The sequence below is a fragment of the Bacillus sp. SD088 genome, from assembly GCF_017355205.1.
GTDB lineage: Bacteria > Bacillota > Bacilli > Bacillales > Bacillaceae_C > Lederbergia.
The window spans coordinates 30,492-53,896 of the sequence record NZ_JADIJK010000029.1; the positions used below are offsets into that span (position 1 = coordinate 30,492).

Genomic DNA, 23,405 nt, shown 5'->3' on the forward strand with positions numbered 1-23,405 from the left:
TAGTAATCTTCTTATAAGTGTTATTGATTCTAAAAAGCTAGCTGTTTAACTTTTTAGGGTCTTTCACTTTGATTAAGAAACATATTTTAATATTAAGCAGGAAGAATCGCTTTTTTCAAGAATAAAGAGTGTAAAGTATCTTGAAGATGAACTGATCAAAAATAATGAGGTGAAAAGATGAAGGCGTTAGTCGTTGAGAAGCCGGGACAAGCTGTAATCAAGGATGTTCCTTATCCCAAACCTGGCCGAGGAGAAGTTACGATCGAAGTAAAGCAGGTTGGGATTTGTGGCACGGATGTACATATTTATAAGGGGGAATTTTTATCCCCATACCCGATTATACCTGGGCATGAGTTTTCAGGGATTATTCATGAGCTTGGAGAAGATGTACCAGGATTTTCAACTGGAGAGAGAGTAGCGGCAGATCCATCGCTGTTTTGTGGAAAATGTTCTTATTGTTTAACAAATAGAGGTAATCACTGTGAAAATTGGGGAGCTGTGGGAAATACAGTCAATGGCAGTATGGCTGAATATGTAAAGGTACCCTATGAAAACCTGGTACGATTGCCAGATGAGATGACTTTTGAGGAAGGGGCTTTTATCGAACCACTTGCTTGTGTTGTCTATGCTATGCATCGCCTCCAGTTAAAGGTAGGAGATCAGGTTTTATTATTTGGTGCAGGTGCAATGGGACAACAACTCATTCAATCATTGAAAGCAGCCGGGGCATCCATGCTTGCTGTTGTAGACTTATCTGAAGAAAAGCTAAAAATGGCGAAAGAATGGGGAGCAACCCATACATTTACGAGTGAAGAACTTGATCAGGTTCGAGAATTGCAGCCAAGGGGATTTGATATTGTTGTCGATGCGACAGGGATTCCAGCTGTTATTGAGCAGGCTATTCCCTTTACAGGACCTGTTGGCAAATATCTTCAATTTGGTGTGACGCCAGCAGATGCCTCGATAAAGGTGAACCCATTTGATCTCTATCATAAAGACTGGACCCTAATTGGGACAATGGCGATTAATCATACGTTTATCCCTGCTTTTAACTGGTTGAAGGAAAAGCGGATTGATGTCCAACCACTTATTTCTAAAACGATTTCGTTAGATGAAACGATCTCATTATTGGAAGGTCCACGAGAGCCAGATTTATTAAAAGTGCAAATTAAGATTTAAATTATGTAATTTCATTTAAAGGCTGTCTAGATTTTTTACGCTAGACAGCTTTTTTTTGCTATAATAACATTATAATGTTATGAAAGGACTAGTTAGAGGAGGGATTTTCTTGGAACGGCAGCTCGTATTACAAAATCTTAAATTTGTGAATGAAGAAGAAGGAGATATCGTTTTACGGGAAGGAAAAATTTCCCATGTAACTGCGCCAGGGAAAGGACAAGGCGAAAAGGTCATCGATCTAACAGGGCATTATGTGTCTAGTGGCTGGATTGATTTACATGTCCATGCTTTTCCAGAATTTGATCCATATGGGGATCAGATTGATGAAATCGGGGTTAAGCAAGGCGTGACAACGATCGTCGATGCGGGGAGTTGTGGTGCAGATCGCATTGCCGATTTATTGGCTGATGGTGAAAGAAATGAGACAAACTTACTTGCCTTCTTAAATATATCTAGGATTGGCTTAGAGAGGGTGGACGAGTTATCCCGGCTTGAATGGATTGATCATGATAAAGTGATGCAAGCCATTCAGCAGTATGCGGATAAGATTGTTGGATTAAAGGCACGTATCAGTAGTAGTGTTGTGGGAGAGAGCGGGATAGAACCTCTCCATATTGCTAGGCAGCTATCAAGCGAAACATCACTGCCATTGATGGTTCATATCGGATCTGCTCCACCAAAAATTGAAGAGGTACTCGCCCTTTTAAAAAAGGGAGATGTGCTTACTCATTATTTGAACGGAAAGTCGAATAATCTTTTTTATGAAAATGGAGAGCCACTTCCTGAATTTTTGGATGCTATCCAACGTGGCATCCATCTTGATGTCGGCCATGGAACAGCTAGTTTTTCCTTTAATGTGGCAGAGGCTGCGAAGCGCCATCATATCGGCCTGCATACGATTAGCACAGATATCTATCGAGGAAATCGAATCAATGGTCCTGTTTTTAGTATGGCCCATATATTATCTAAATTTCTTTATTTAGGCTATACATTAGAAGAGGTGATCGCATCTGTAACAAGTCATGCGGCCGATTGGTTAAAGAGACCAGAGCTGGGGCGAATCCAAGTAGGGGATACGGCTAACTTGACAATTTTTACAGTCGAGGGCGGATCAATAGAATTGATAGATTCCCAAGGAGAAAAACGTACCGGTGAAAAGAAAATCAATGCAAAAGGAGTGGTAATACGTGACGAATTCATTAAATGTTAAATATGGTTTAAAACGCGTTATTAATGCAAGTGGAAGAATGAGTATTCTTGGCGTTTCTGCACCAACCGATACCGTTATGGAGGCAATGAAAAAAGGTGGTCAAAACTATGTAGAAATCGATGATTTAGTAAATAAAGCCGGTGATTATATTGCTGATATCCTGGGTTCAGAGGCAGCTGTAATTGTCAATTCTGCATCCAGTGGGATCGCACTTTCTGTTGCAGCACTCGTCACGAAAGGCAATCGCCGAAAAAGTGAACGACTCCATCAAGATCCGATCGCTCAAAGTGAAGTGATTATGTTAAAAGGCCATAATGTGCAATATGGAGCACCTGTTGAAACAATGGTTTATTTAGGTGGAGGAAAGCTTGTGGAAGTGGGCTATGCCAATGAGGGGAAAGCTGAACATATTGAATCGGCAATCGGAGAAAATACGGCAGCTATCCTCTATGTAAAATCCCATCATGCCGTTCAGAAAAATATGATCTCTGTTGAGGAAGCATGGGAAGTGGCCCAGCGAAATCAAATTCCACTGATTGTCGATGCTGCAGCAGAGGAAGATTTACAGAAATATATTCGCTATTCTGACCTTGCGATTTATAGTGGCTCTAAGGCAATAGAAGGACCCACTTCAGGAATCGTGGGGGGAAGGAGAGAATATATTGAATGGTTGAAAGTACAATTACATTGTATTGGCCGCAGTATGAAAGTGGGAAAAGAAGCGAGCTTTGGCTTACTGCAAGCCTTAGATGAATATGGGGAGAAGAAAGATACAAGTGAACAAGAAAGAGAAGTTTTACAAGTATTAATGTCCTTGACCGAAATAGATGGTGTCAATGTGACAATTGTTCAAGATGAAGCGGGAAGAGCAATCTTTCGTGCTCGTATTCATATTGATGAAAAACAAACAAACAAAAGTGCGGAAGAAGTAAACGTTGCTCTGAAAGAAGGAGAGATCGCGATTTATACGCGGGATTATGGTGTGAAACAAGGCTTCTTTGATATTGATCCACGTCCTTTGCAGGGTGATGATATTGATGTAATCGAGCAGCAATTACGTACTATTATAGGAGGGAAATAATATGACCAATATGACAAAACGACTCTATAAAGGACGCGTAGGATTAAATGTCCTTGCAAATAGTGTAGGAAATGCGAAAGAGATTTTTACAGCGGCAGAAGGCTATGCGCTGATTGGAGTGCTCTCCAAAGACTATCCAAGCGTTGGAGAAGCGGTAACGGCAATGAAAAAATATGGGGAAGAAATTGAAGATGCTGTCTCCATTGGTCTAGGGGCTGGTGATAGCCGCCAATCTTCTGTTGTGGCTGAAATTGCCAAGCATTATCCCGGGACACATATTAATCAAGTCTTTCCAAGTGTGGGTGCGACTCGAGCGAATCTTGGTGAGAAAGATAGCTGGATTAATAGTTTGGTTTCTCCGACAGGAAAAGTTGGCTATGTCAATATTTCAACTGGACCGATTAGTGGTGAGGCGGTAGAAAATGCGATTGTACCCGTTAAAGCAGCGATTGCACTTGTTCGTGACATGGGCGGGAATGCTTTGAAATATTTTCCGATGAAAGGGTTAAGCTGTGAGGAAGAATACCGTGCTGTCGCCAAAGCTTGTGGAGAAGAACAATTTGCATTAGAGCCTACGGGGGGAATTGACAAAGCGAATTTTGCAGCGATTTTGCGGATTGCGCTTGAAGCCGATGTTCCGATTGTCATTCCGCATGTGTATTCTTCAATTATCGATAAAAATACAGGCGAAACAAAAATTGCCGATGTTCGTGAGTTATTAGCAATTGTTAAAGGATTGGTGGATACTAGAGCATAAGTAGAAGGAAAGGTCGTGTTTTCATCCGTGAATATATCCCGAAAAAAGGGACCGTTATATTTACAAATCCGTGATACTATGAGAGATCGAATCTTACATGGTGTTTACCCGAAGCAAATGAACATTCCTTCAGAAACGGAATTGGAAAATGAATTTGCTGTAAGTAAAATTACGATCCGCAAAGCAATCGAAGAGCTTGTTCAAGAGGGATTTCTTGAAAAGAAAAGTGGGAAGGGCACCAAAGTGATTCGGAATACACTAGCATCCAAATTATCAACTGGCAAACGATTTACAGAATTTCTAGTTGAAGAAGGCTATAAAATTCATAAGAAAGTATTAAAAACAGAGCTTGAACACAATCTTCAGGAGCAAGAGATTGCAAAACAATTAGGGGATTCATGTCTTTATATTGAGCGGCTATACCAGCTAGATGGTGCTCCTTATATTCATTTTAGTCATTACTTATCGAATCAACTTAAGAAACTGGAACTATCCGAAGTTTATGATCATTCTCTATATCAACTTATTACAGAACAAGGGATGTATTTAACTAAATTCCAAGATCAATTTGCTGTTGCCCCTGCCCCTGAGTATGTGGAGAAACATTTAGGTGTAGAAAAAGGAACTTTTTTATTAAAGAGAATGCGCTATTCATTTGATGATCAAGGAAATCTGATCGAATACAGTGTAGGTTATTATAACACTGGGGAGCATCATTATATTGTGAATTATGATGGATAAGTTTGTCACGCATTAACAGGCAGTAATCCCCCCACCTCAAGGATTTAGGGAATACGGAGGAGCGTAGGTGAGGGGGATACACTGCCCTAATCTAGTTCCAGCGTCTAGCAAATTTACGGTTTCTGCTTGCGTAAGTCAACATTGATTAACCCTTTATACATTATTTTGGAACAAGACCATACTAACTTAAGTGAGATAGAGGCTATTGTGAAAAGCATACAAGGATTTAAAAAGTATTCTGGGGTAAAATGGCAGTAAAGCGAGACTGCTGGTGCACCGAAATTATTGTGAAAAGATAAATTTTAAGATATTTAGTAGAGATGATTACTTTGCAGTCTATTAAATCATGTTATAATAAATCGGAATACTATTTTGATAGCGCTGTAAAAGTAAATCTATTGGTTGGAGGTGCAGGGGATGAAATCCTGTTGTCAAGTCCAAGACCGTAATGGTGAAAAAGTACATTCGACCAATACGGAGATAAAAGAAAAAATTGACTTTTTTAAAGAAAATATGGTCCTTATTGAGGGTGGAGAATTTTTAATGGGGACGGAAGATAAAGAAGGTTTTCCAGCTGATGGTGAAGGGCCGATAAGAAAGGTTCAGCTTGATCCATTTTATATGGACCAATATGCTGTAACAAATGAGCAGTTTGAACAATTTGTAGACGAAACGGGGTATGTGACAGAGGCTGAGCAATTTGGCTGGTCATTCGTTTTTCATTTATTTTTATCAGAAGAAACATTACATCAAATATCTCAACGGCCTGTAGGAGTTCCATGGTGGGTTCCTGTAGAAGGGGCTTACTGGCGGCATCCAGAGGGGGCAGATTCGACTATTCAAGATCGGGTGAATCACCCTGTTTCCCATATTTCATGGAATGATGCTGAAGCCTACTGCAAATGGAGCGGAAAACGACTACCAACAGAAGCGGAATGGGAATACGCGGCCCGTGGTGGACTCACTCAAAAGAAATATCCATGGGGAGATGAACTAATCCTCAATGGCAAGCATCAATGTAATATCTGGCAAGGGAAATTTCCTGTGAAAAACACCAAAGCAGATGGATATATAGGGACTTGCCCTGTTGATAGTTTTTCTCCGAATGGTTATGGATTATATAATATGGTTGGAAATGTGTGGGAATGGTGTGATGATTGGTTTAGCCCTACCTACCATTTAAAACATAGTTCAAATAATCCCACAGGGCCTGAAAAGGGAAGCAATAAATCAATGCGCGGCGGTTCTTACCTTTGTCATAAGTCCTATTGCAATCGTTATAGAGTCGCTGCCAGGAGCTCTAACACTCCTGACAGCTCCACTGGAAATATCGGTTTCCGATGCGTAGGAGACGTAAACTAACTTTGCTGTGGATATTTAAAAATGAACCTTCAGAAAATGTGTTTGAGCAAGCACTGATTCTGAAGGTTCGTTGTGTTGAGAAAGCTACTCGTCACGAAACTTATGTTGGGTTAAGGTACGATCTTGTATGGGTAAAACTTGACACTCCTCAAATATAAAGTACTATCATGTTAATAGCATATAAAATGAATTGGTTTACACGGTTTTAGATGAGGAGGGGGAAAGGGAGATGCGGGATTTTTTAAGCGATAAAAGTGAAAAAAATCAATTGAAAAAGGTTCTGTATAAGTATATTCATAGACAAGGAAGAACATCAAAGGCTGAGTTACTAAAGGAATTTCATGTCCCGAATACAACGATGACGCGGATGTTGGCGGAATTGACGGATCGGAATTTAATTCACCAAGCAGGATTTGGACAACCAACTGGGGGAAGGCCGCCAGTATTATATGAAAGCGTTCCAAATGCAGCCTATTTGATCGGTGTAGAAATTGCTCGTACGGATGTAAGGGTGATGCTCCTAAACCTTCATTATGAAATTATAGGGAAGGACCGTTTTCCATTCTTGAAGCTGCATACTCCTCAAGTGACAATTGCAAGCATTATCGATATGATTGATTCCCTTATGAACCGTCACCAAATTTCCTCTCTATTAGGGATTGGGATTGGTGCTGTCGGACCAATTGATAGAGAAAATGGTGTCATCTTGAACCCTGAATCCTTTCCAGCTGAAGGATGGAAAGATGTCCAGATTGGAGAAATTTTACATAAAAGATTTTCGGTTCCTGTTATTTTAAATAATGGGGCCAATACGGGGGTCTTAGCAGAATATTATATCCGCAATGATCATGAAGAAAATATTTTATATTGCATCAGCGGTTATGGTATTCGTTGTGGCTATATTCAAGAAGGCCGCTTATTTAATCAGAAGCAAGGGGATGCCACTTCCTACGAACATATTATCATTGAAGCAGATGGCAGGGACTGCACTTGTGGAAGTAAAGGGTGTTTAAAAGCTTATGTTTCTTTCGAAGCAATGCTGAACCATTTGGCATCTAAAGGTAGACCTTCAACAATCGATGATTTGTTCAACAATAAAGAACCATTAGTGAGAGAAATCATCATGGAATCCGCTCATTATTACGGTATTGGCATTGCTAATATGATCCAGGTCTTACACCCGGACACCGTGGTATTACACGGGACATTAATGTACCATGATGCAAAGTACTATGATAAAGTTCTTCAATCCATACAAAAGCATATTGGTTCCCGTCTTCATGGCATCACGATTCGTAAAGGAGTACTTGGTGAAAATGCTACAAGCATTGGCGCGGCTATTCAGGTATTTGATCATTTTTTTGAATGAACAAGTATCACTATTTTTTAAAAAAGTAGGACTATTGGGTCTTACTTTTTATTTTTTAACCACTTTAGACCATTTTGGTATAAAGTGTGTTACAATATATATAACATACAAGAAATACAGAAAGCTGGGGGAAATTTGAAGAATTGGAGATTACTTTTACAATTATTTTGGACTTTTCTTAAAATAGGACCGATTACTTTTGGTGGCGGTTATGCGATGATTCCCATGATTGAACGTGAAGTGGTTGATAAAAGAAGATGGGTGAAAATGGAAGAAGTCTCCGATATGTTTGCACTAGCAGGGACGGCTCCTGGAGCAATTGCAGTAAATGCGGCGACTTTTATTGGACATAAAATTGCTGGAGTGCTTGGGGCAATTGTTGCGATGATCGGTGTGCTTTTGCCAACCTTTCTAATTGTGTTGCTGTTAAATTTAATTTTTCTCTCGATAAAGGGGAACCCACATGTTGACGCAGCTTTTCAAGGAATTCGAGCAGCGGTTGTGGCCTTAATTGCTTATGCAGCGATTAAAATTGCTAGGACTTCTATTCTGGATGTATCAACTTTTATTCTAATGGCTTTCATGGTTGTGATGATGCTTGTTTTTCATTGGCATCCGGTCCTTGTCATTGTTAGTGGTGCCTTACTGGGTATTCTAATCGTAAAGATTAAGGAAGTACTTCATATGCGACCTCGCCATAATAATAGACCCCCTATTAAAAAACATAATGAAAAAATGAGCTCATAAGGGGAGAAAGAATATGGTGATACTAGAATTATTTCTTGTTTTTCTTGTAATTGGCGCAGTTTCATTTGGTGGCGGTTATGCGATGATTCCAGTGATTGGAACAGAGGTCACAAACAGGGGATGGCTGACAACCGCGGAATATACAGATATTGTGGCACTTGCAGGCATGACACCAGGATCGATTGCCTCCAATAGTGCCACTGCAGTTGGCTATCAGGTTGCGGGATTGCCAGGTGCAATTGTCTCTTCTATTGCGATTACTCTGCCTTCCGTGCTAATTGTTCTAATCATTGCGCTATTTTTTTATAAATTAAATCAAAACAAGTGGGTCCAATCTGCTTTCTATGGTTTGCGCCCTATTGTGACGAGCCTAATTATCTATGCAGCTATCCATTTTGCAATATCGAATGGTGTGATCGGATTACAGATATCATGGCATATGGTGACCTTGTTCCTAATTTTCATCGCTTCTTTAGTTGCCTTGGCATATTTTAAAATCCATCCAACTGTGGTTATTATTTTTGCGGGAATTATTGGGGTCGTGGTGTTTTAGTAAGATGATTAAAAGGGAAAGCTTCTAAACTAATTTTAAAGCGAAGCTGGGGTAAAAGCATTTCCCCAAAAACGAGTTACTAGTGTTCATATACCCGCTCCGGAAATATACTTCGCTTTCCGCGGGCGGCTGGTGAGCTTCCTCGTGCTACGCACTCCGGGATCTCACCGATGCCTTTTCGACGAACACGATGTTCTAGTGTCGGCGTTGGTCACAGGTCGTGACCGTCCCTAGCCGACCTCCCGCTGGAGTCCACGTATATTTCCTCCGCTAAGGTAATACATTGTTTGGTTTTAGAACTCGACTTTTTTAGTTTTGTCCCAGCCTCGTATTTTATAAATTCAATAAAATAGGGTTAAACACCATCCTCCTCAGTATTCCAAGGCACTACAACCTATCATTTCAAGAATATGTAACGAGCTAATCCTCTAATCTATCTTTACATAAGGGAATAAATAACTGATGCATATAATTGTTGTCATAAAACGGAAAATTAACAATTATTAAATAAAATCACGTCCCTTTTTCTAGTCTTGTTTGATGTAGCAAAGATGTCGGCCGAGAACAGTCATATAATATAGACTAACATCTTGTGAAAAACTCGTTTTGGATGCGCTTTCCTTTATCGTCCCCTTATTGTTCCAATATATGATCCCCCATTACCACAATTGAGTATTATTCCCTTTCTTTAACAAAGGTTGCTATAAAGGCTCCTAATAATTTTACTTCTTCATTTGTTAGCTTTTTAGCATCGTTCATTAATTGGATGGTATGTGGAGATAATTCAGATAGATCTCCAAAAAAGTCACCTATGCTAATCTCGAGAGCATTGCAAATGGCTTTCAGTGTGTCAATTGAAGGTTGAGTTTTTCCTTTTTCAATATCAGATAAATAAGGTTGTGAAATAAATGCTTTTCTTGCTAGCTCCGTTGCTTTGAGTTTTTTTGATTCCCGTAAATTTCGAATTCGTTTTCCAATATTCATAGTAATTATCACCTATCCTAATTATATAATCTGGGTTGTATGGAAAGAGAGAAACAATAAGGGTAAAAAATAGTAATTAGCTATAAAAATATTGACTTTATAGCTAATAGTTATATAATAGAGGTTAAATCGGGATAGCTACAGAGTTTGATTAATATTGAATACTAAAAGTTGATTTTTTTACTGGGATAGAGGAATGAGCTGAGAAAACCCTAAATTAAAAGAAGATCTCTCTAGATTACTGGTAATGACAACATGATGTACCAATCAGCGTTGAAGGAGGTGAAGCATAAACTAAAGTGACATGGAGTAGGAAAATCGGCATGTTGCGTTGTTAAGAAAACTTGGTTAGGAGGAAGAGAATGCTAAAGGGGATTAATCAATGGTGTTATCCAGAACAGACATCATTAGAGAAAGTGTTCGAATATAGCAGAGATGCTGGTTTTCATGCTGTGGAACTAAACCTTTATGAAGCTGATGGAATCGGACTAACTGTAGAGACAACGAAGGAAGAAGCGTTAAAAATTAAAGCGATTGCAGAGAAATACGAAATAGAGCTTAGAAGCTTATCGACGTCATTACTATGGAAAATGCCTCTTTGTTCGCCTGATAAGCAAATTCGGCAGCAAGGTATAAGAGTAGTAGAAAAGATGCTTGAAATTGCGGGTTATATAGGAATGGATACGATTCTCGTGGTCCCCGGCGCAGTTTCTGAGCAGGTTTCCTATGAAGAATGCTACAAAAGAAGTCAAGTCTCCATTAGGGAGATCATCCCAACTGCTGAAAAATATGGTGTGAAAATAGGCATAGAAAATGTGTGGAATAAATTCCTATTATCTCCACTTGAAATGGCCAGATATATAGATGATTTCGAATCAGATTATGTTGGGGCCTATTTTGACGTTGGGAATGTTTTACAGTTTGGTTATCCGGAACAATGGATACGCATACTTGGGAGGCGGGTATTCAAGGTGCATGTGAAGGATTTTAATATAGCTGTAGGGAATGGAGCAGGATTTGTTCCTTTATTAGCTGGTGACGTCAATTGGGAAGCAGTAATAGCTGCATTGAGGAAATTGGGATATGAGGATACCTTAACTGCTGAATTATCTCCCTATTCGTTCTGTCCCCATACATTAGCAGAAGATACAGCACGGCATTTAGATATTATTTTAAAAAAGTGAGGCGCATTTGAAATGGCAAAAGTTCGTGTTGGATTTGTAGGAGTTGGCGGTATTGCTAATGCTCATTTAAATAATATTTTTCAAAATGAAGATGCTGAAATTGTTGCGGTTTGTGATATTGCGGAAGAAGCAGCTATCAGGCAAGGCGAAAAATATAAAGCCATAGCCTATACAGATATTGATCAAATGTTGGAAAAGGAAAATATAGATGCCTTATTTATTTGCGTCCCACCATTTGCACATGGAGATATTGAGGAAAAAGCAGCACGAAAAGGGATTCATTTATTAGTAGAAAAACCGGTAGAATTGGATTTTAATAGGGCAAAAGAAAAGGCAGAAATCATTGCCCAGTCAGGTGTGATAAACGCATCTGGATATTGTCTCCGCTATCTAGATACTGTGAAGATTGCGAAAGATTATTTACAGGATAAGCAAGTCGCTATGGTGCGTGGACATTACTTAACCTCGTTGGTTCCGACACCTTGGTATCGACTCAAGAATAAGTCGGGCGGGCAATTGGTTGAGCAAGCGACTCATATTCTTGATCTAATGAGTTATCTGTGTGGTGATATAAAACAAATACAAGCACATATGTCCTTGCAAGTTATGAATGATATTGAAAAAATGGATATACCAGATGTGACATCCGTTAATGTTCGCTTTGAAACTGGTGCAGTTGGTCACTTAGATAGTTCCATTACTCAACATGATCATAGAATGGGCCTAGAAATTTTGGGACGTAATTTCCGACTTGAGATAGATGGGACTAGCTTATCTATTTATGAAAAAGAGAGAACGACTACGTTTACATCAACGGTTGATTTTTATGAGGTACAAGATCGTGAATTTATTAAAGCGATACAAACAAACAATCAGGAACTCGTTCTTGCTTCTTACCAGGACGGTGTAGAAACTTTAAGCAAAAGTCTTGCGGCAAATGTTGCGAATGAACAAGGAAGTATCGTTACAATGGAAGAGTTTTATCCCGCATTAACTGGCTGTAAAACCCCGACTTCAAGAATTCGTGGAAAAACCTAGAATTGTAAGTGGGGGATCAACAGCCAGTAAAAGCCCGATTTGTTCAACTAACAATCAGTGGGGGGGAAGGAAAACCCCACTGATTGAAGTTTCACTTTATAAGGGGTAGATTGTTTTGTAACTCAAGTTCATAGTTCGCCATTATTTTTGAAAGAGGTGACATCGAATTGGCTATTCATTCAGAAGCTCCGACTAATAAAAATTTTCAAACAAGGCAAACAAAGAAAAAATTTTTTACTTCTAAAGATTTGGCTGGATATGTATTTTCTGCACCACTAGCAATAGGGGTTTTGGTATTTGCGATTTATCCTATGGTAGGTGCTTTAATATTAAGTTTTCAAAAATCGTCTACCAGCTTTGGTGGGGACTGGGTTGGCTTAGCTAATTATAAGAGCGTTTTCACAGACTCGATATTTTGGAAATCCTTATATAATACTCTGTATATGGGCGTATTATCTGTCATTCTAGGCGTATCTCTATCCTTTATTCTGGCAACATTGATCTATAATGTTCCATGGATAAGATGGAGGAATTTCTTTAAAGGGGTTTATTTTCTACCCAATGTGGTGTCTCTTGTTGCAACTAGTATATTGTTTCAGTTTTTATTCAATTCGGGCAGTGAAGGATTGTTAAACTATGCTTTAGGATTTATTGGAGTGGAATCAGTTGGATGGTTTACTAATCCAAGTGTTTCGAGATTTAGTATTGTGTTAATGACATTATGGGGAATGCTTGGCTATAACACTATTATTTTCTTAGCGGCATTAACAAGTGTTCCAAGAGATCTATACGAAGCCGCTGAAGTAGATGGGGCCAATTGGTTTAAAAAATGGTATTACATTACGATACCTTACTTAAAACCTATCATTCTTTTCATGGTCATTATGAGTACAATAGGTGCGATGAAAAGGTTTACGGAAGTATGGTTGATTGGTGGTACGGGAGGAAACCCTGCCGGCTCTTTAATGACAGTCGTTTTATATATTTATCGTAACGCCTTCTCAGCTAGTCAAATGGGAATTGCAACAGCCGCATCCTATATCTTGTTTATGTTTATTCTTATTTTGACTGTCATCATGTTGTATTTGAATCGGAAGAATAATTTTGAATAGAGAGGGGTGGAGGTTTTGAGTAATCCAGTTGGTATGCCCAATGTACATGTTGGAGATCAAAACTTTAATTACAACTCAAAGAAAAGGACGAAACTAGTAAGTAATATAATCATTTCAAGTATTCTTCTAATAGGGTCCGTTATAATGATTATCCCGTTTGTCTGGATGCTATTGACCAGCTTTGATTGGGGAGCCAGATTAAGTATTCCCTACCCACCCAGATTTTGGCCAAAGGAATTCTCATTTAAAACGTACCAACTTGCTTTTACAAATATGCCAATGATCAAATATATGATTAACTCTTTGATCATTTCAATTGGAGTCATTTTTGTTAGTTTAATGTCAGCGCTTTTATCAGGTTATGCCATCTCCAAGCTAAAATTTAAAGGATCGATGGTAGTGCTTGTATTAGCGTTAAGTACCATGATGATTCCATTTGAAATGACAATGATTCCTCAATATTTACTTTTTGCAAAAATTCACTTATTAGATACGTATTGGGCTTTTTTCTTACCGGCTCTTAACTATGCATTCGGTACTTTTTTAGCGAAGGCTTTTATTGATCAAACCCCTTCTAGTTTACGAGAAGCGGCGATTATAGACGGGGCAGGAGAATTCAAAGTATTTTTTAGTGTTTTTCTTCCATTATGTATTCCGATTGTGGCTACCATGGCGATCCTGCAATTTTTAGCTGTATGGAATGATTTACTATGGCCATTACTTGCCTTAAAAACACCGGATAAATATACTATTCAGCTTGGTTTAGCTATGTTCCGTGTTAATAAAACAGCGCCATTGCCGTCCATCATCATGGCGGCAACAACCGTTAGTTTAATTCCTGTTGTGACATTATATTTATTTCTTCAACGCTATATCGTAGAAAGCATCGCCTTGTCTGGTGTAAAGCAATAAATGAAATGATGTGATTCGTTTAGCCAAAAAGTATATTAAAATGGGAGGTCTTCTAAATGAAGAAAATCTTTTCAATATTAATCACTACCCTGTTAGTTGCTGCTTTAGCCGCCTGTTCTTCCTCGACTGACGGAGGAAAGGATACAAGTAATATTGAAGTAGTTTCCGATATGAAAGGAACAGTCCGCGTATCAGTGGCTGGATGGCCGCTTGAAGATGGAATTGATCCTATTACTGGGAAAGAAACAATCGGCTTTGAAGAATATTTGAAAAATGAATTTGAACCAAGATACCCTAATATCGAATTGGAAATATACCAAGTCCCTTGGGATAATGCCCAAGCCAAACAAACAGCTATGTTACAATCGAAAGATGTGGACCTTATTTATTCAGGAGGAGCCTTTGCGGCCCAATGGATGGAGCAAGGTTTACTTAGAGGGATTGAAGATTTAATTGAAGATGATTCCGAATTTGATGAAAGTATCTACCTTGCAGGAATATGGGAAAATTCCTATAGTACAGTTAGTTATGATGGAGAACGTTTTGGTCTTCCATCTGTATTAGGAAAACGCGTTACTGTATATGATAAACAACTATTTGAAGAGTGGGGAGTGGAACCATTATCGGAAAATCCATCTCCAGAGGAAATATTGGAGAAGGCACAACAAATGACAGGGGAGAATCCAGTAACCGGCGAAAGAAATTATGGGCTGTATTTTAGTGGAAAATCCTTAAATGCCTCTACCTTTGTAGCACTCACACATGCCTTTGGAGCTGAAGGTGCAAAGGGATCCTTAGATGATTTAAAAAACATCGAATGGAAATTGGATACACCCGAAATGGTGAAAGTAATGGAATGGCTTGCTGAAGCTTCCCAATATCCCCCAATTGATTTTTTAAATGAAAAAGGAAATGAAAATTTCGGAACAGAAATGAATAATATAGGCATCGCCCTTGATGATGCTGGTGGCCCAATAATGGGAGAATACTTGGCAAATGATAATAAAGAAATATTAGACCGTTATGAAGCAGTATTGAATTTAGGCCCGAATGGGGAAGGATGGGTAGCGATGGATCCATTTGTTATGGCTAAAGATGCACAAGATGTAGAAGCAGCTTGGGAAGTAATGAAGTTTCTAACTGGGTATGAAACCCAAAAATGGAATTATGATAACTATTCAGCAACCCCAACATTAGCTGATGCTGACTTTGTTCCCAAAGAAGATAAGTTTTCGCAAAAGGCGATGGAGATTGCAGACGTTTCACCTTCAGTTCTGATGGATGAAGCGAACCCATTCTTTAGTAGTGAGATTGTTCCCGCTGTAAACGGATTTATCAGTAATGCAGCCAATGGAAAAACACCGGATATTGAAAAGTTTCTAAGTGATTTACAAAAACGTGCAGAAAAATGGTCGGCCAATCAATAACAAAATTCGCTAAAGATTGAATCAAAACGAAAGGATGGGGCTTTCCAATAAGTCTTCAACGACGAAAAGAATGAAGAATTCTCTTTCTTTTTATGAATAAACGTTAAGAAAATCGCCAAAAATGATGACATGTCTGACCCCATAGCTCACGAATTTGTGAGGAAGCAGAAGCGATGCCCACGGCAAAGGAGCCTTTTTGGCGATTTTCGACTTTTGGGACAGGCCCATTTTTTGTATTTGAACTCTTGGTCTGGAAAAGCCATTTAAATTTATTATTCTGTAGTTCAGTAAATTTAGGTTATCTGTTATAATATATTCATTTATATACGATAAAAAACAGAGATAAGGATTAGTATAATTTGTTATCTTTTTTAGAGAGGGAATGGGTGGTGCGAATTTCCAAGATGCAAATTAGAACCTGCCTTGGAGTTCGCAGATGTGCGCGGTTTTGGCCGTTATCCAATTGAGTGTGCATGTTTTGTTGATCAATGTAAATAAAGGTGGTACCACCGGTCCCCGGTCCTTTTCGGATGGGGGCCTCTTTGTGGTTTTACAAAAAAATTAGAGGTGTAGAAGATGGGAAAAAAGAATAAGCAATTTGTAGAAAAAATTACAGCGATGGAAGAGGATTTTGCACAATGGTATACAGATGTTGTGAAACAGGCAAATTTAATTGATTATGGGCCAGTTCGTGGAACGATGATCATTAAACCAGATGGATTTGCGATATGGGAACGTATCCGTGATGAATTAGACAGGCAAATAAAAGCGACGGGTCATGCAAATGTTTCTTTTCCTTCATTTATTCCAGAGAGCCTGCTGCAAAAGGAAAAAGATCATGTAGAAGGATTTGCGCCTGAAGTGGCCTGGGTTACACATGGTGGTGAAAATGAATTAAGTGAACGATTGGTTGTGCGCCCAACCTCTGAGGCTCTGTTTTGTGAATATTATTCAAAAAATATCCATTCTTATCGTGATTTGCCTATGCTCTATAATCAATGGAGTAATGTGGTGCGCTGGGAAAAAACGACACGTCCCTTTTTGCGGTCATTGGAATTTTTATGGCAGGAAGGGCACACAGCACATGCAACGTATGAGGAGGCCGCGGAAGAAACAACAAGAATGTTGAATGTTTATACAGATGTGCTTGAAAACTATCTAGCCATTCCCGTTCTCCGTGGTCGAAAAACTGAAAAGGAAAAGTTTGCTGGTGCTGATTATACACTCACGATTGAAAGTATGATGCATGATGGGAAAGCCTTGCAATCGGGTACTTCTCATCATTTTGGCTCAGGTTTTGCTAAAGCCTTTGATATCACTTATTTGGATGAAAAGGGGGAAAGCCAATTTGTCTATCAAACCTCTTGGGGGATTACTACCCGTTTGATTGGTGCACTAATCATGGTTCATGGCGATAATCGCGGTTTGGTTTTACCGCCAAAAATTGCTCCAATACAAGCGATTATTATTCCTATTGCTCAACATAAAGAAGGAGTTCTAGATCAAGCTTATGCCTTGCGTGATCAATTAAAAGATTTTGTTCGCGTAGGAATAGATGCAAGTGACAAGTCACCAGGATGGAAATTTAATGAATGTGAAATGAAGGGAATTCCCGTCCGAATTGAAATGGGACCGAAAGATATTGAAAAAAATCAAGTTGTCCTTGTTCGGCGCGATACGGGAGAAAAGGAATTTGTCAATTTAGATGATTTAGAAGCTCGTTTACCGATCTTAATGGAGGAGATCCAAGAGAACCTCTTTAATCGTGCACTTCTCCTTCGTGAGGAGAAAACCTCCATTGCCACGACAATGGAGGAATTTAAACATATTCTTGAAAAAAATCCTGGTTTCATTAAAGCGATGTGGTGTGGAGATCGCGATTGTGAAGAGAGAATAAAAGAAGAAACCCAGGCTACATCAAGGTGTATCCCTTTTGAACAAGAGAAAGTGGCGGATAGTTGTATATGCTGTGGGAAAGAAGCAAAAGAAATGGTCTATTGGGCGAAAGCATATTAAAGGATTTAGTAGCTTTTTAATGACAAAAGAACACTAGTATTGGGACTTCAACAACAAAAAGATGAAGTGAGAGGTTTCCACTTCATCTTTTCGCTGTTGGTAAGCTTTTCTCAAATCTCGGATTCTAATTGCGTTAACAATGTAAGCACAAGCTCTGAATAGTTTAGGACTTGCTCAAATGCTTCTTGCGATGCTGATTGGTCATCCTGTTCATACAATGAAACAGCTTGTTTGGCATAATGGTGGACGGCTTTATGAGGCTTTTCTAATTGCTTAAAGGCAGGCATTTCCTTCACTTTTGAAGATAAATCTCCATAGTACCATTGGCCAAGTCGACATGTTTCGTGTGATGTCACTTGCTGGGAATTAAGTGTTTCTAATCCTAGCAGCATATTATAGATTTTCCATTTCCAAAGAAGATGATCTGTTTTTGCAACTTTAATGACGTCTTTTGAATTTAAATGAATATTTGTCGTAAAAAAAGTATTTCGATATTCTTCCATTTGCCTACTTAAATCAAAAATAACTTTAGCTGTCTGATTCGCAATGGCTTGTGAACTCTTGCTTAAATCAAAAATAATTGAGTTGCGTTGTGCAATTTCATCAACAGCTGATGTCTGTTCCTCTGACATTGCAGCGATTTGTGATGTCGCTTGATTAATTCCTTGCATGGCGAACACGATCTTGTTTAGTGCTTCATCAGCAACTTTGGCACCCGTTACGCTTTTCTTGATCAATGCTTCTGTATTGTTCATTTGTTTTGTTACGAGGATTGAGACATGTTGTAATGATTGCATATGCTCCGCTATTTGTAATGTTTGTTCCTTTGTATGCTCTGCTAACTTCCTTACTTCATTCGCTACTACAGCAAATCCTTTTCCATGTTCTCCTGCCCGTGCAGCCTCGATACTTGCATTTAAGGCAAGCAAGTTGGTTTGATCTGTGATTTGCTTGATAACTTCAACAATTTCATGAGTTTTCTCAATCTCGTGGTTAAGCTGATCGACTTGATGTACAACCTGATTATAGACGTGCCCCACTTGTTCAATATCTACCATCGTTTCATGAACATTTTGTTTGCCTTGTTCTGCAAATTGAACGGCTTCATCTGTTCCTTCCGCCACCTTGGTTGAATGATTGGCGACTTCTAGAATAGAAGCACTGACTTCTTCTGTTGCACTTGAAACACTATAGCTTTCCTCATTCATATTATCCATCTCTGCGATTAATTGTTTTGAAGTATCTAGCTGCGTGGTGTAGTTTAATGTATCGGAAATGCCAAACAAAAAGGATTTAAACGTTTCTTCCATATAAACTTCCACGATGAGTTGCTGATCAAATGCTGCTAATTTTTGAATGGAAAGGACAGTATTCATCATCTGATTTGGCTGACTGTACAATTTTTCCATCAGAATAGAAGTCATAATTTGTATTAACAGATGGTGGGCAGAAATAAAATGCTCAGCAGTCAAATGAATGCGACTATGTACTTGACCAATTACAATTCTTGTCTCGATATACTCTTTATTTACCTCTGCATCTAAAAATTGATCTAAATATTTCCCCATCGTTTTTCTTAAACGCTCAACGGTTGAATGTTGGATAATGATGCCTTGCAAATGATCAACAGACGTAATCCGGTCGTAAAATTGATTAACTATTTCGTTTTTATAGGGAGAAAGGACGGAAGACGCCTCACGAATAGCGACTAAATTTTCTTGTTTGATATTCATAAAAGTCAGTCGCTCCTTTATTCGCTTCCCTACGCCGGCAATATCAGTTTGATTAGAATGATTGAGATATTCTTCCCATGTTTTTGTTTTTTTTGTGAAAAGCTTCATTGTTTGCTCTTCCTCCACTATGTGCATTTTTTTATTTAGAGCTTTAAGTTTGAGCTTTCAAAACAATAGGTACTATTAGCAGATCTCAATCTTTTTCCTTGCTAAGTATAGATATAGCAGGAGATGCCGCCTCTACTTCAGCCCGTAAAATTAGCTCCTATCATGAACTGATCAGTAAATCTATTTTTTATGAAAGCTCGTTTTTGCAGAATAAGTCATTATGAAAAGGCTTCTCTTATCTTCAATTTTAAAAAATATCCGTATAGGCCAAAAATACCGACGCTAGATTGAATAGGTCGGTGTACTACTAGCTTCCATTAGGATATTGCAGTCAATAATATTTAATTATAGGTCTTGTTAATTATATACTTTTAACCTATGGGTGTCTAGGACAATAGGAAGGTGCCTGGCACCACCCGATTCTTGTCTGTTTATGCCGAATGGTTTATTCGGCGAAACATGATATGTTCAGGGTCGTACCAGGCACTCCTTTTTATTCGAATTCATGTGGATGGCGTTTTTTTAGTTCTGGAATTGCATGTCCTCTTCCGGTTGCTTCTAATCTCTTTACGTAATGTTTCAGATTGCCTTTTGCATGAAGGGGTCCGCCTTCCTTCATGACTGTCCATAGTGGGTCAACATCATGATCCATTGTACTCATCATGTCATCATGCCATTCGTTTAGATAGTAAACAGCTTCTCGACAAAGATCAGGATTTTCAGATGCTACATCATGCTGTTCGAAAGGATCTTCTTTCAGGTTGTATAGCATTTCTTTAGGGAATAGATGATACCCGTCATGATAGGAGCGAATGTATAACCAGTCTCCGAATCTAACAGACCTCTGACATACATGTGCACATTGCGACACTACTAAATAATCGCGACCAGCTGATTCTCCATTTTTTAGAGCAGCAGCATAGCTTTGTCCATCCCATCTTTCAGCAGGCTCGACATCAATTAATTCTGCAATCGTTGGCGGAAGATCAAGATGGTAATGGAAATCATTATCCACATGCCCCGCTTTTAGACCTGGCCAACGAATGATCATAGGAATACGGCATGTGCCTTGATCAGCTGTTCCATGTTCCCCATAGATGCCCAATTCTCCCATATTTTCGCCATGATCCGCTGTGATGATTATAATCACTTCTTCCATAACACCTTGTTTCTCTAATTGTTCAAAAATCATCCCGACATGGTCATCGAGATACTTTACTCCGCAATCATAACCATCAATCATTTTCCGCATATCATCCATATTTTTTATTTCACCAGGATAACGAGGATATTCTGGATCTGTGTTATTGTTGAACATATTGATTTCATGAACACTATGAGGCCCAATTTTTTCCTTTTGCTTTTCTAAAACTTCATCGGTAATCCAGGCAGGAAGTGGCTCATCCTTGAACGGATTTCCAAATGATTCAGGTGCTCTATATGGAGTGTGAGGATCCCAATAATTAACGTATAAAAACCAGTCTTCATTTTCTCCATTTCGCTCCAACCAATCCAATACAACAGGTGTCACTTCTTCAGCTGATTCCATTCCACCTTTTCCCGTATTATACATCTCATTAAAGCCAGCATAGAAAGTATAGGAAGAATGTCTTTCCGCAAAGGGGCTAATTAACGATGTTTTCATCCCTTTGCGTCGAAACACATTAGGGAAATTTTCGAAAGAGAGTTTATCACGAAATCCGCGTTCCTCTCCATCATGACGCACATCTGCAGCTGCACCCCCATGGTTTACGACACCATTATGAATTCCAAAACGGCCAGTCATCAAAGCGGTTCGTGAAGGAAAACAAGGAGCATCAGATGTATAATAATTGGTAAATCGAACTCCTTCAGCTGCAATCTTATCAATGTTTGGTGAAGTATGACGGTGATAGCCATAACAACCTAAATGTGCTGGATTAGTAGAATCTAAATCTAATAATAATACTTTCATGAAAGACTCTCCTTACTATTTAATATTAAAAAAAGCTACATACTGCTTGTAAAAGAAGGCGATTACACTTCACCTCTTTCTATGTATTATAGGATGATCAACGGAAGGGGGTCCATGTATAATTCTCTGATTTATAGTAGAATATTGGACTGTTTACGAGGGTTTTTTTGTGAATTTATATGGGGGAGGGCCTGCTAGGCCCCATCCAAATCTTACTGAATTAGCTCACGAGAAGCTTTTAATTCGACATTATTCAAGCGGTACCAGGCACTTTTATCCCGGTGCAACCGTCCGTAAGCCACTAAGAGATTGCAAAGAAGTCTAAGTGGAGGTAACGGACGCTAACACTCCGCTTTATTAATTTGCACTTTCTAAATAAGTGATCGAAACTTTCAGGTTAGCATTTTTTTCGCGAATTCGGTCAAGGAGCTCTTTGTCATTGGTTGTGTCTTTGCTGCGAATAGCGTAGGTGTATAAAATCATGGTTCCGAGATTGGTTGTTTCTACTTGTCTGAGTGTATGACTCAGTGTATATTGTTGAAAAATATCAACGAGTAAGTTTTCATGATTTAAGTTTTCCGGGACGGTGACTTTTAAAATCTGTGTATCTTTTCCTTTTCCATATTGCATTTTATAAAGCAAGTAAAAGATGAAACTAGCAAAAAGGGTAAGCATAATTGCTAAACCGAATTGGAAGAGACCTGCTGTCATGCCGACACAAAGGCCAAAAAAGATATAAGCGATATCCTTTGCATCTGTTACAGCACTACGGAAGCGTATCAATGAAAAGACCGCAAATAGGCCAAAGGCAACACCAGCATTTCCACTCACAACATTCATGACGACAGACACGACAACACTCATCATGATAATTGTATGAACGAATGATTGCGAATACCTTTCACCTGTAAAGGTGATTTGATAAACCTTGGTAATTAATAAACTGAGTATAAGGGCAAGTGCCATTGCAACCAAACTCATCCAAATATTTGTTTCTCCTAAATTTTCCAACGTAAATAAATTCTCTATAAAATCCATTGTATATTCCTCCACTTTTTTCCTTTTTCTTTATATTGCACCAACGAGAATTTTCTCCTGTTCAATCCCATTTGGTAACTCTTCACCTTTTAAACATTCTAAGCTTGTGCAAAACTTGGAAGCACTGCGCTGTTCACATTTTAAATCTTGCAAAATACGCGTAAGCCATAGAGGAATACTGTGGCTTACCTTTACCTCTAGGACTACTAAGTTTTGAGCAATAAAATGTTCTCCAAAGGGGCCATGTTCAATCTGTAAATCATGATTACGACAACGTAAATTTAAATCAAACGTCACGCGTAAATCGGGATCCTCGATATGATGTAAAGCATGCCGGTCATAGCTTACAACCATTTCTGGGCGGAGTTCGTATAATGTTCGATAATGATCAATTTCTCGAAAAACTTGTAAGTTTGATGTCATGTAATCTTCTAAGGACTCGGGTGTTTCTCCAGATAAATATCGATAAGCTTCTGATAAAGGCAGGACCATTCTTCGTTTATTTACTACCTTTTTATGTTTTTGTTTAATCTCAAAAAAAGCATTTCCATCTAAATTAGTATCATCATAAATCCGTAACCGAAGCTTTTGGCGAAATCTTAATTTGTTTTTTGTCTCAAAATAAATCCTGTTATCAGGGCTTTCGAAATATAATGTAGTAATCGTATATTGGCCTGCACTACCATTCCGATCTGGTCGCATAAAAGGCATCATTCGTTTCACCAATTCCTGATATTGATCGTGAGTGATCAAATATTTCTGTTCTCTCCTTCTAAAAATTTCAATGGCCATGTTGTCATCTCCTTCATGTCAATACTTGTATAGTACTCAATGAATCTTAAAATATAATTGAAGCTAGATTAGAATTGTATGAGAAAGAAAAAATAGTCTCAATAAGAA

Annotated in this window: 20 protein-coding genes and 1 other annotated feature; of the genes, 15 read left to right on the forward strand and 5 right to left on the reverse strand. The window is 38.7% G+C overall.

Translation table 11 applies throughout. The features are described from left to right. Positions 1-177: 177 nt before the first annotated feature. The 9 genes from IPU53_RS20580 (at position 178) to IPU53_RS20620 (ending at position 8,999) form a co-directional block, all read left to right on the forward strand. Complete coding sequence (locus IPU53_RS20580) at positions 178-1,179, forward strand: zinc-dependent alcohol dehydrogenase family protein (RefSeq protein ID WP_207452881.1); 1,002 nt, start codon at positions 178-180, stop codon at positions 1,177-1,179. Positions 1,180-1,258: 79 nt separating this feature from the next. Continuing rightward, positions 1,259-2,389: an amidohydrolase/deacetylase family metallohydrolase gene (locus IPU53_RS20585; RefSeq protein WP_396019968.1), complete on the forward strand. Its 1,131-nt coding sequence runs from the start codon at positions 1,259-1,261 to the stop codon at positions 2,387-2,389. Next, positions 2,367-3,470 (forward strand): DgaE family pyridoxal phosphate-dependent ammonia lyase, encoded by a 1,104-nt coding sequence (locus IPU53_RS20590; protein WP_207452883.1) that lies wholly within the window; start codon positions 2,367-2,369, stop codon positions 3,468-3,470. The genes IPU53_RS20585 and IPU53_RS20590 overlap by 23 nt, the downstream gene beginning before the upstream one ends. Before the next feature lies 1 nt (position 3,471). Next, the gene (gene dagF, locus IPU53_RS20595; RefSeq protein ID WP_207452884.1) at positions 3,472-4,227 is read left to right on the forward strand and encodes a 2-dehydro-3-deoxy-phosphogluconate aldolase; all 756 of its coding nucleotides are present in this window, start codon (positions 3,472-3,474) and stop codon (positions 4,225-4,227) included. Positions 4,228-4,242: 15 nt separating this feature from the next. Next, positions 4,243-4,968, forward strand: a complete 726-nt coding sequence (locus tag IPU53_RS20600; protein WP_207452885.1) for a GntR family transcriptional regulator — start codon at positions 4,243-4,245, stop codon at positions 4,966-4,968. A gap of 417 nt (positions 4,969-5,385) precedes the next feature. Further along, entirely contained in the window at positions 5,386-6,330 is a 945-nt protein-coding gene (locus IPU53_RS20605; RefSeq protein ID WP_207452886.1) for a formylglycine-generating enzyme family protein, read from the forward strand. A gap of 229 nt (positions 6,331-6,559) precedes the next feature. Then, positions 6,560-7,699, forward strand: a complete 1,140-nt coding sequence (locus IPU53_RS20610; protein WP_207452887.1) for an ROK family transcriptional regulator — start codon at positions 6,560-6,562, stop codon at positions 7,697-7,699. A 135-nt stretch (positions 7,700-7,834) separates the two neighbouring features. After that, positions 7,835-8,446 (forward strand): chromate transporter, encoded by a 612-nt coding sequence (locus tag IPU53_RS20615; RefSeq protein WP_207452888.1) that lies wholly within the window; start codon positions 7,835-7,837, stop codon positions 8,444-8,446. Positions 8,447-8,459: 13 nt separating this feature from the next. Then, on the forward strand, positions 8,460-8,999 hold the full coding sequence (locus tag IPU53_RS20620; protein WP_207452889.1) for a chromate transporter: 540 nt from the start codon (positions 8,460-8,462) through the stop codon (positions 8,997-8,999). Positions 9,000-9,674: 675 nt separating this feature from the next. Here IPU53_RS20620 and IPU53_RS20625 read toward each other — a convergent pair. Then, positions 9,675-9,983 carry a helix-turn-helix domain-containing protein gene (locus IPU53_RS20625; RefSeq protein WP_207452890.1) on the reverse strand — a complete coding sequence of 103 codons (309 nt, stop codon included), beginning with the start codon at positions 9,981-9,983 and terminating at the stop codon, positions 9,675-9,677. Positions 9,984-10,345: 362 nt separating this feature from the next. Here IPU53_RS20625 and IPU53_RS20630 point away from each other — a divergent pair, with 362 nt between their 5' ends. The 6 genes from IPU53_RS20630 (at position 10,346) to proS (ending at position 17,672) form a co-directional block, all read left to right on the forward strand. Then, complete coding sequence (locus tag IPU53_RS20630; protein ID WP_207452891.1) at positions 10,346-11,167, forward strand: sugar phosphate isomerase/epimerase family protein; 822 nt, start codon at positions 10,346-10,348, stop codon at positions 11,165-11,167. 12 nt (positions 11,168-11,179) lie between these two features. Next, on the forward strand, positions 11,180-12,205 hold the full coding sequence (locus IPU53_RS20635) for a Gfo/Idh/MocA family protein (RefSeq protein ID WP_207452892.1): 1,026 nt from the start codon (positions 11,180-11,182) through the stop codon (positions 12,203-12,205). 167 nt (positions 12,206-12,372) lie between these two features. Continuing rightward, positions 12,373-13,317, forward strand: coding sequence for a carbohydrate ABC transporter permease (locus IPU53_RS20640; RefSeq protein WP_242698471.1), 945 nt, complete (start codon positions 12,373-12,375; stop codon positions 13,315-13,317). Between the two features lie 33 nt (positions 13,318-13,350). Continuing rightward, a complete protein-coding gene (locus tag IPU53_RS20645; RefSeq protein WP_207452909.1) occupies positions 13,351-14,229 on the forward strand; it encodes a carbohydrate ABC transporter permease in 879 nt (292 codons plus the stop codon). A gap of 56 nt (positions 14,230-14,285) precedes the next feature. Further along, positions 14,286-15,656, forward strand: a complete 1,371-nt coding sequence (locus IPU53_RS20650; RefSeq protein WP_207452893.1) for an extracellular solute-binding protein — start codon at positions 14,286-14,288, stop codon at positions 15,654-15,656. Positions 15,657-15,986: 330 nt separating this feature from the next. After that, positions 15,987-16,184, forward strand: a binding site (T-box leader). Between the two features lie 48 nt (positions 16,185-16,232). Continuing rightward, positions 16,233-17,672 (forward strand): proline--tRNA ligase, encoded by a 1,440-nt coding sequence (gene proS / locus IPU53_RS20655; protein ID WP_207452894.1) that lies wholly within the window; start codon positions 16,233-16,235, stop codon positions 17,670-17,672. Positions 17,673-17,782: 110 nt separating this feature from the next. Here proS and IPU53_RS20660 read toward each other — a convergent pair whose 3' ends face one another. From IPU53_RS20660 to IPU53_RS20675, 4 genes are all read right to left on the reverse strand, one after another. Next, a complete protein-coding gene (locus tag IPU53_RS20660; RefSeq protein ID WP_207452895.1) occupies positions 17,783-19,513 on the reverse strand; it encodes a methyl-accepting chemotaxis protein in 1,731 nt (576 codons plus the stop codon). Positions 19,514-20,006: 493 nt separating this feature from the next. Next, positions 20,007-21,467 carry a sulfatase family protein gene (locus IPU53_RS20665; protein WP_207452896.1) on the reverse strand — a complete coding sequence of 487 codons (1,461 nt, stop codon included), beginning with the start codon at positions 21,465-21,467 and terminating at the stop codon, positions 20,007-20,009. 357 nt (positions 21,468-21,824) lie between these two features. After that, positions 21,825-22,505, reverse strand: a complete 681-nt coding sequence (locus tag IPU53_RS20670; protein ID WP_207452897.1) for a DUF4956 domain-containing protein — start codon at positions 22,503-22,505, stop codon at positions 21,825-21,827. 30 nt (positions 22,506-22,535) lie between these two features. Then, positions 22,536-23,297, reverse strand: coding sequence for a polyphosphate polymerase domain-containing protein (locus IPU53_RS20675; RefSeq protein WP_207452898.1), 762 nt, complete (start codon positions 23,295-23,297; stop codon positions 22,536-22,538). Positions 23,298-23,405 lie beyond the last annotated feature (108 nt).

Coding starts and splice junctions, on each gene's coding strand:
- IPU53_RS20580 (WP_207452881.1), top strand. CDS start 178: ATGAAGGCGTTAGTCGTTGAGAAGCCGGGACAAGCTGTAATCAAGGAT.
- IPU53_RS20585 (WP_396019968.1), top strand. CDS start 1,259: ATGAAAGGACTAGTTAGAGGAGGGATTTTCTTGGAACGGCAGCTCGTA.
- dagF (WP_207452884.1), top strand. CDS start 3,472: ATGACCAATATGACAAAACGACTCTATAAAGGACGCGTAGGATTAAAT.
- IPU53_RS20605 (WP_207452886.1), top strand. CDS start 5,386: ATGAAATCCTGTTGTCAAGTCCAAGACCGTAATGGTGAAAAAGTACAT.
- IPU53_RS20610 (WP_207452887.1), top strand. CDS start 6,560: ATGCGGGATTTTTTAAGCGATAAAAGTGAAAAAAATCAATTGAAAAAG.
- IPU53_RS20620 (WP_207452889.1), top strand. CDS start 8,460: ATGGTGATACTAGAATTATTTCTTGTTTTTCTTGTAATTGGCGCAGTT.
- IPU53_RS20625 (WP_207452890.1), bottom strand. CDS start 9,983: ATGAATATTGGAAAACGAATTCGAAATTTACGGGAATCAAAAAAACTC.
- IPU53_RS20630 (WP_207452891.1), top strand. CDS start 10,346: ATGCTAAAGGGGATTAATCAATGGTGTTATCCAGAACAGACATCATTA.
- IPU53_RS20635 (WP_207452892.1), top strand. CDS start 11,180: ATGGCAAAAGTTCGTGTTGGATTTGTAGGAGTTGGCGGTATTGCTAAT.
- IPU53_RS20645 (WP_207452909.1), top strand. CDS start 13,351: ATGCCCAATGTACATGTTGGAGATCAAAACTTTAATTACAACTCAAAG.
- IPU53_RS20650 (WP_207452893.1), top strand. CDS start 14,286: ATGAAGAAAATCTTTTCAATATTAATCACTACCCTGTTAGTTGCTGCT.
- proS (WP_207452894.1), top strand. CDS start 16,233: ATGGGAAAAAAGAATAAGCAATTTGTAGAAAAAATTACAGCGATGGAA.
- IPU53_RS20660 (WP_207452895.1), bottom strand. CDS start 19,513: ATGAAGCTTTTCACAAAAAAAACAAAAACATGGGAAGAATATCTCAAT.
- IPU53_RS20665 (WP_207452896.1), bottom strand. CDS start 21,467: ATGAAAGTATTATTATTAGATTTAGATTCTACTAATCCAGCACATTTA.
- IPU53_RS20670 (WP_207452897.1), bottom strand. CDS start 22,505: ATGGATTTTATAGAGAATTTATTTACGTTGGAAAATTTAGGAGAAACA.
- IPU53_RS20675 (WP_207452898.1), bottom strand. CDS start 23,297: ATGGCCATTGAAATTTTTAGAAGGAGAGAACAGAAATATTTGATCACT.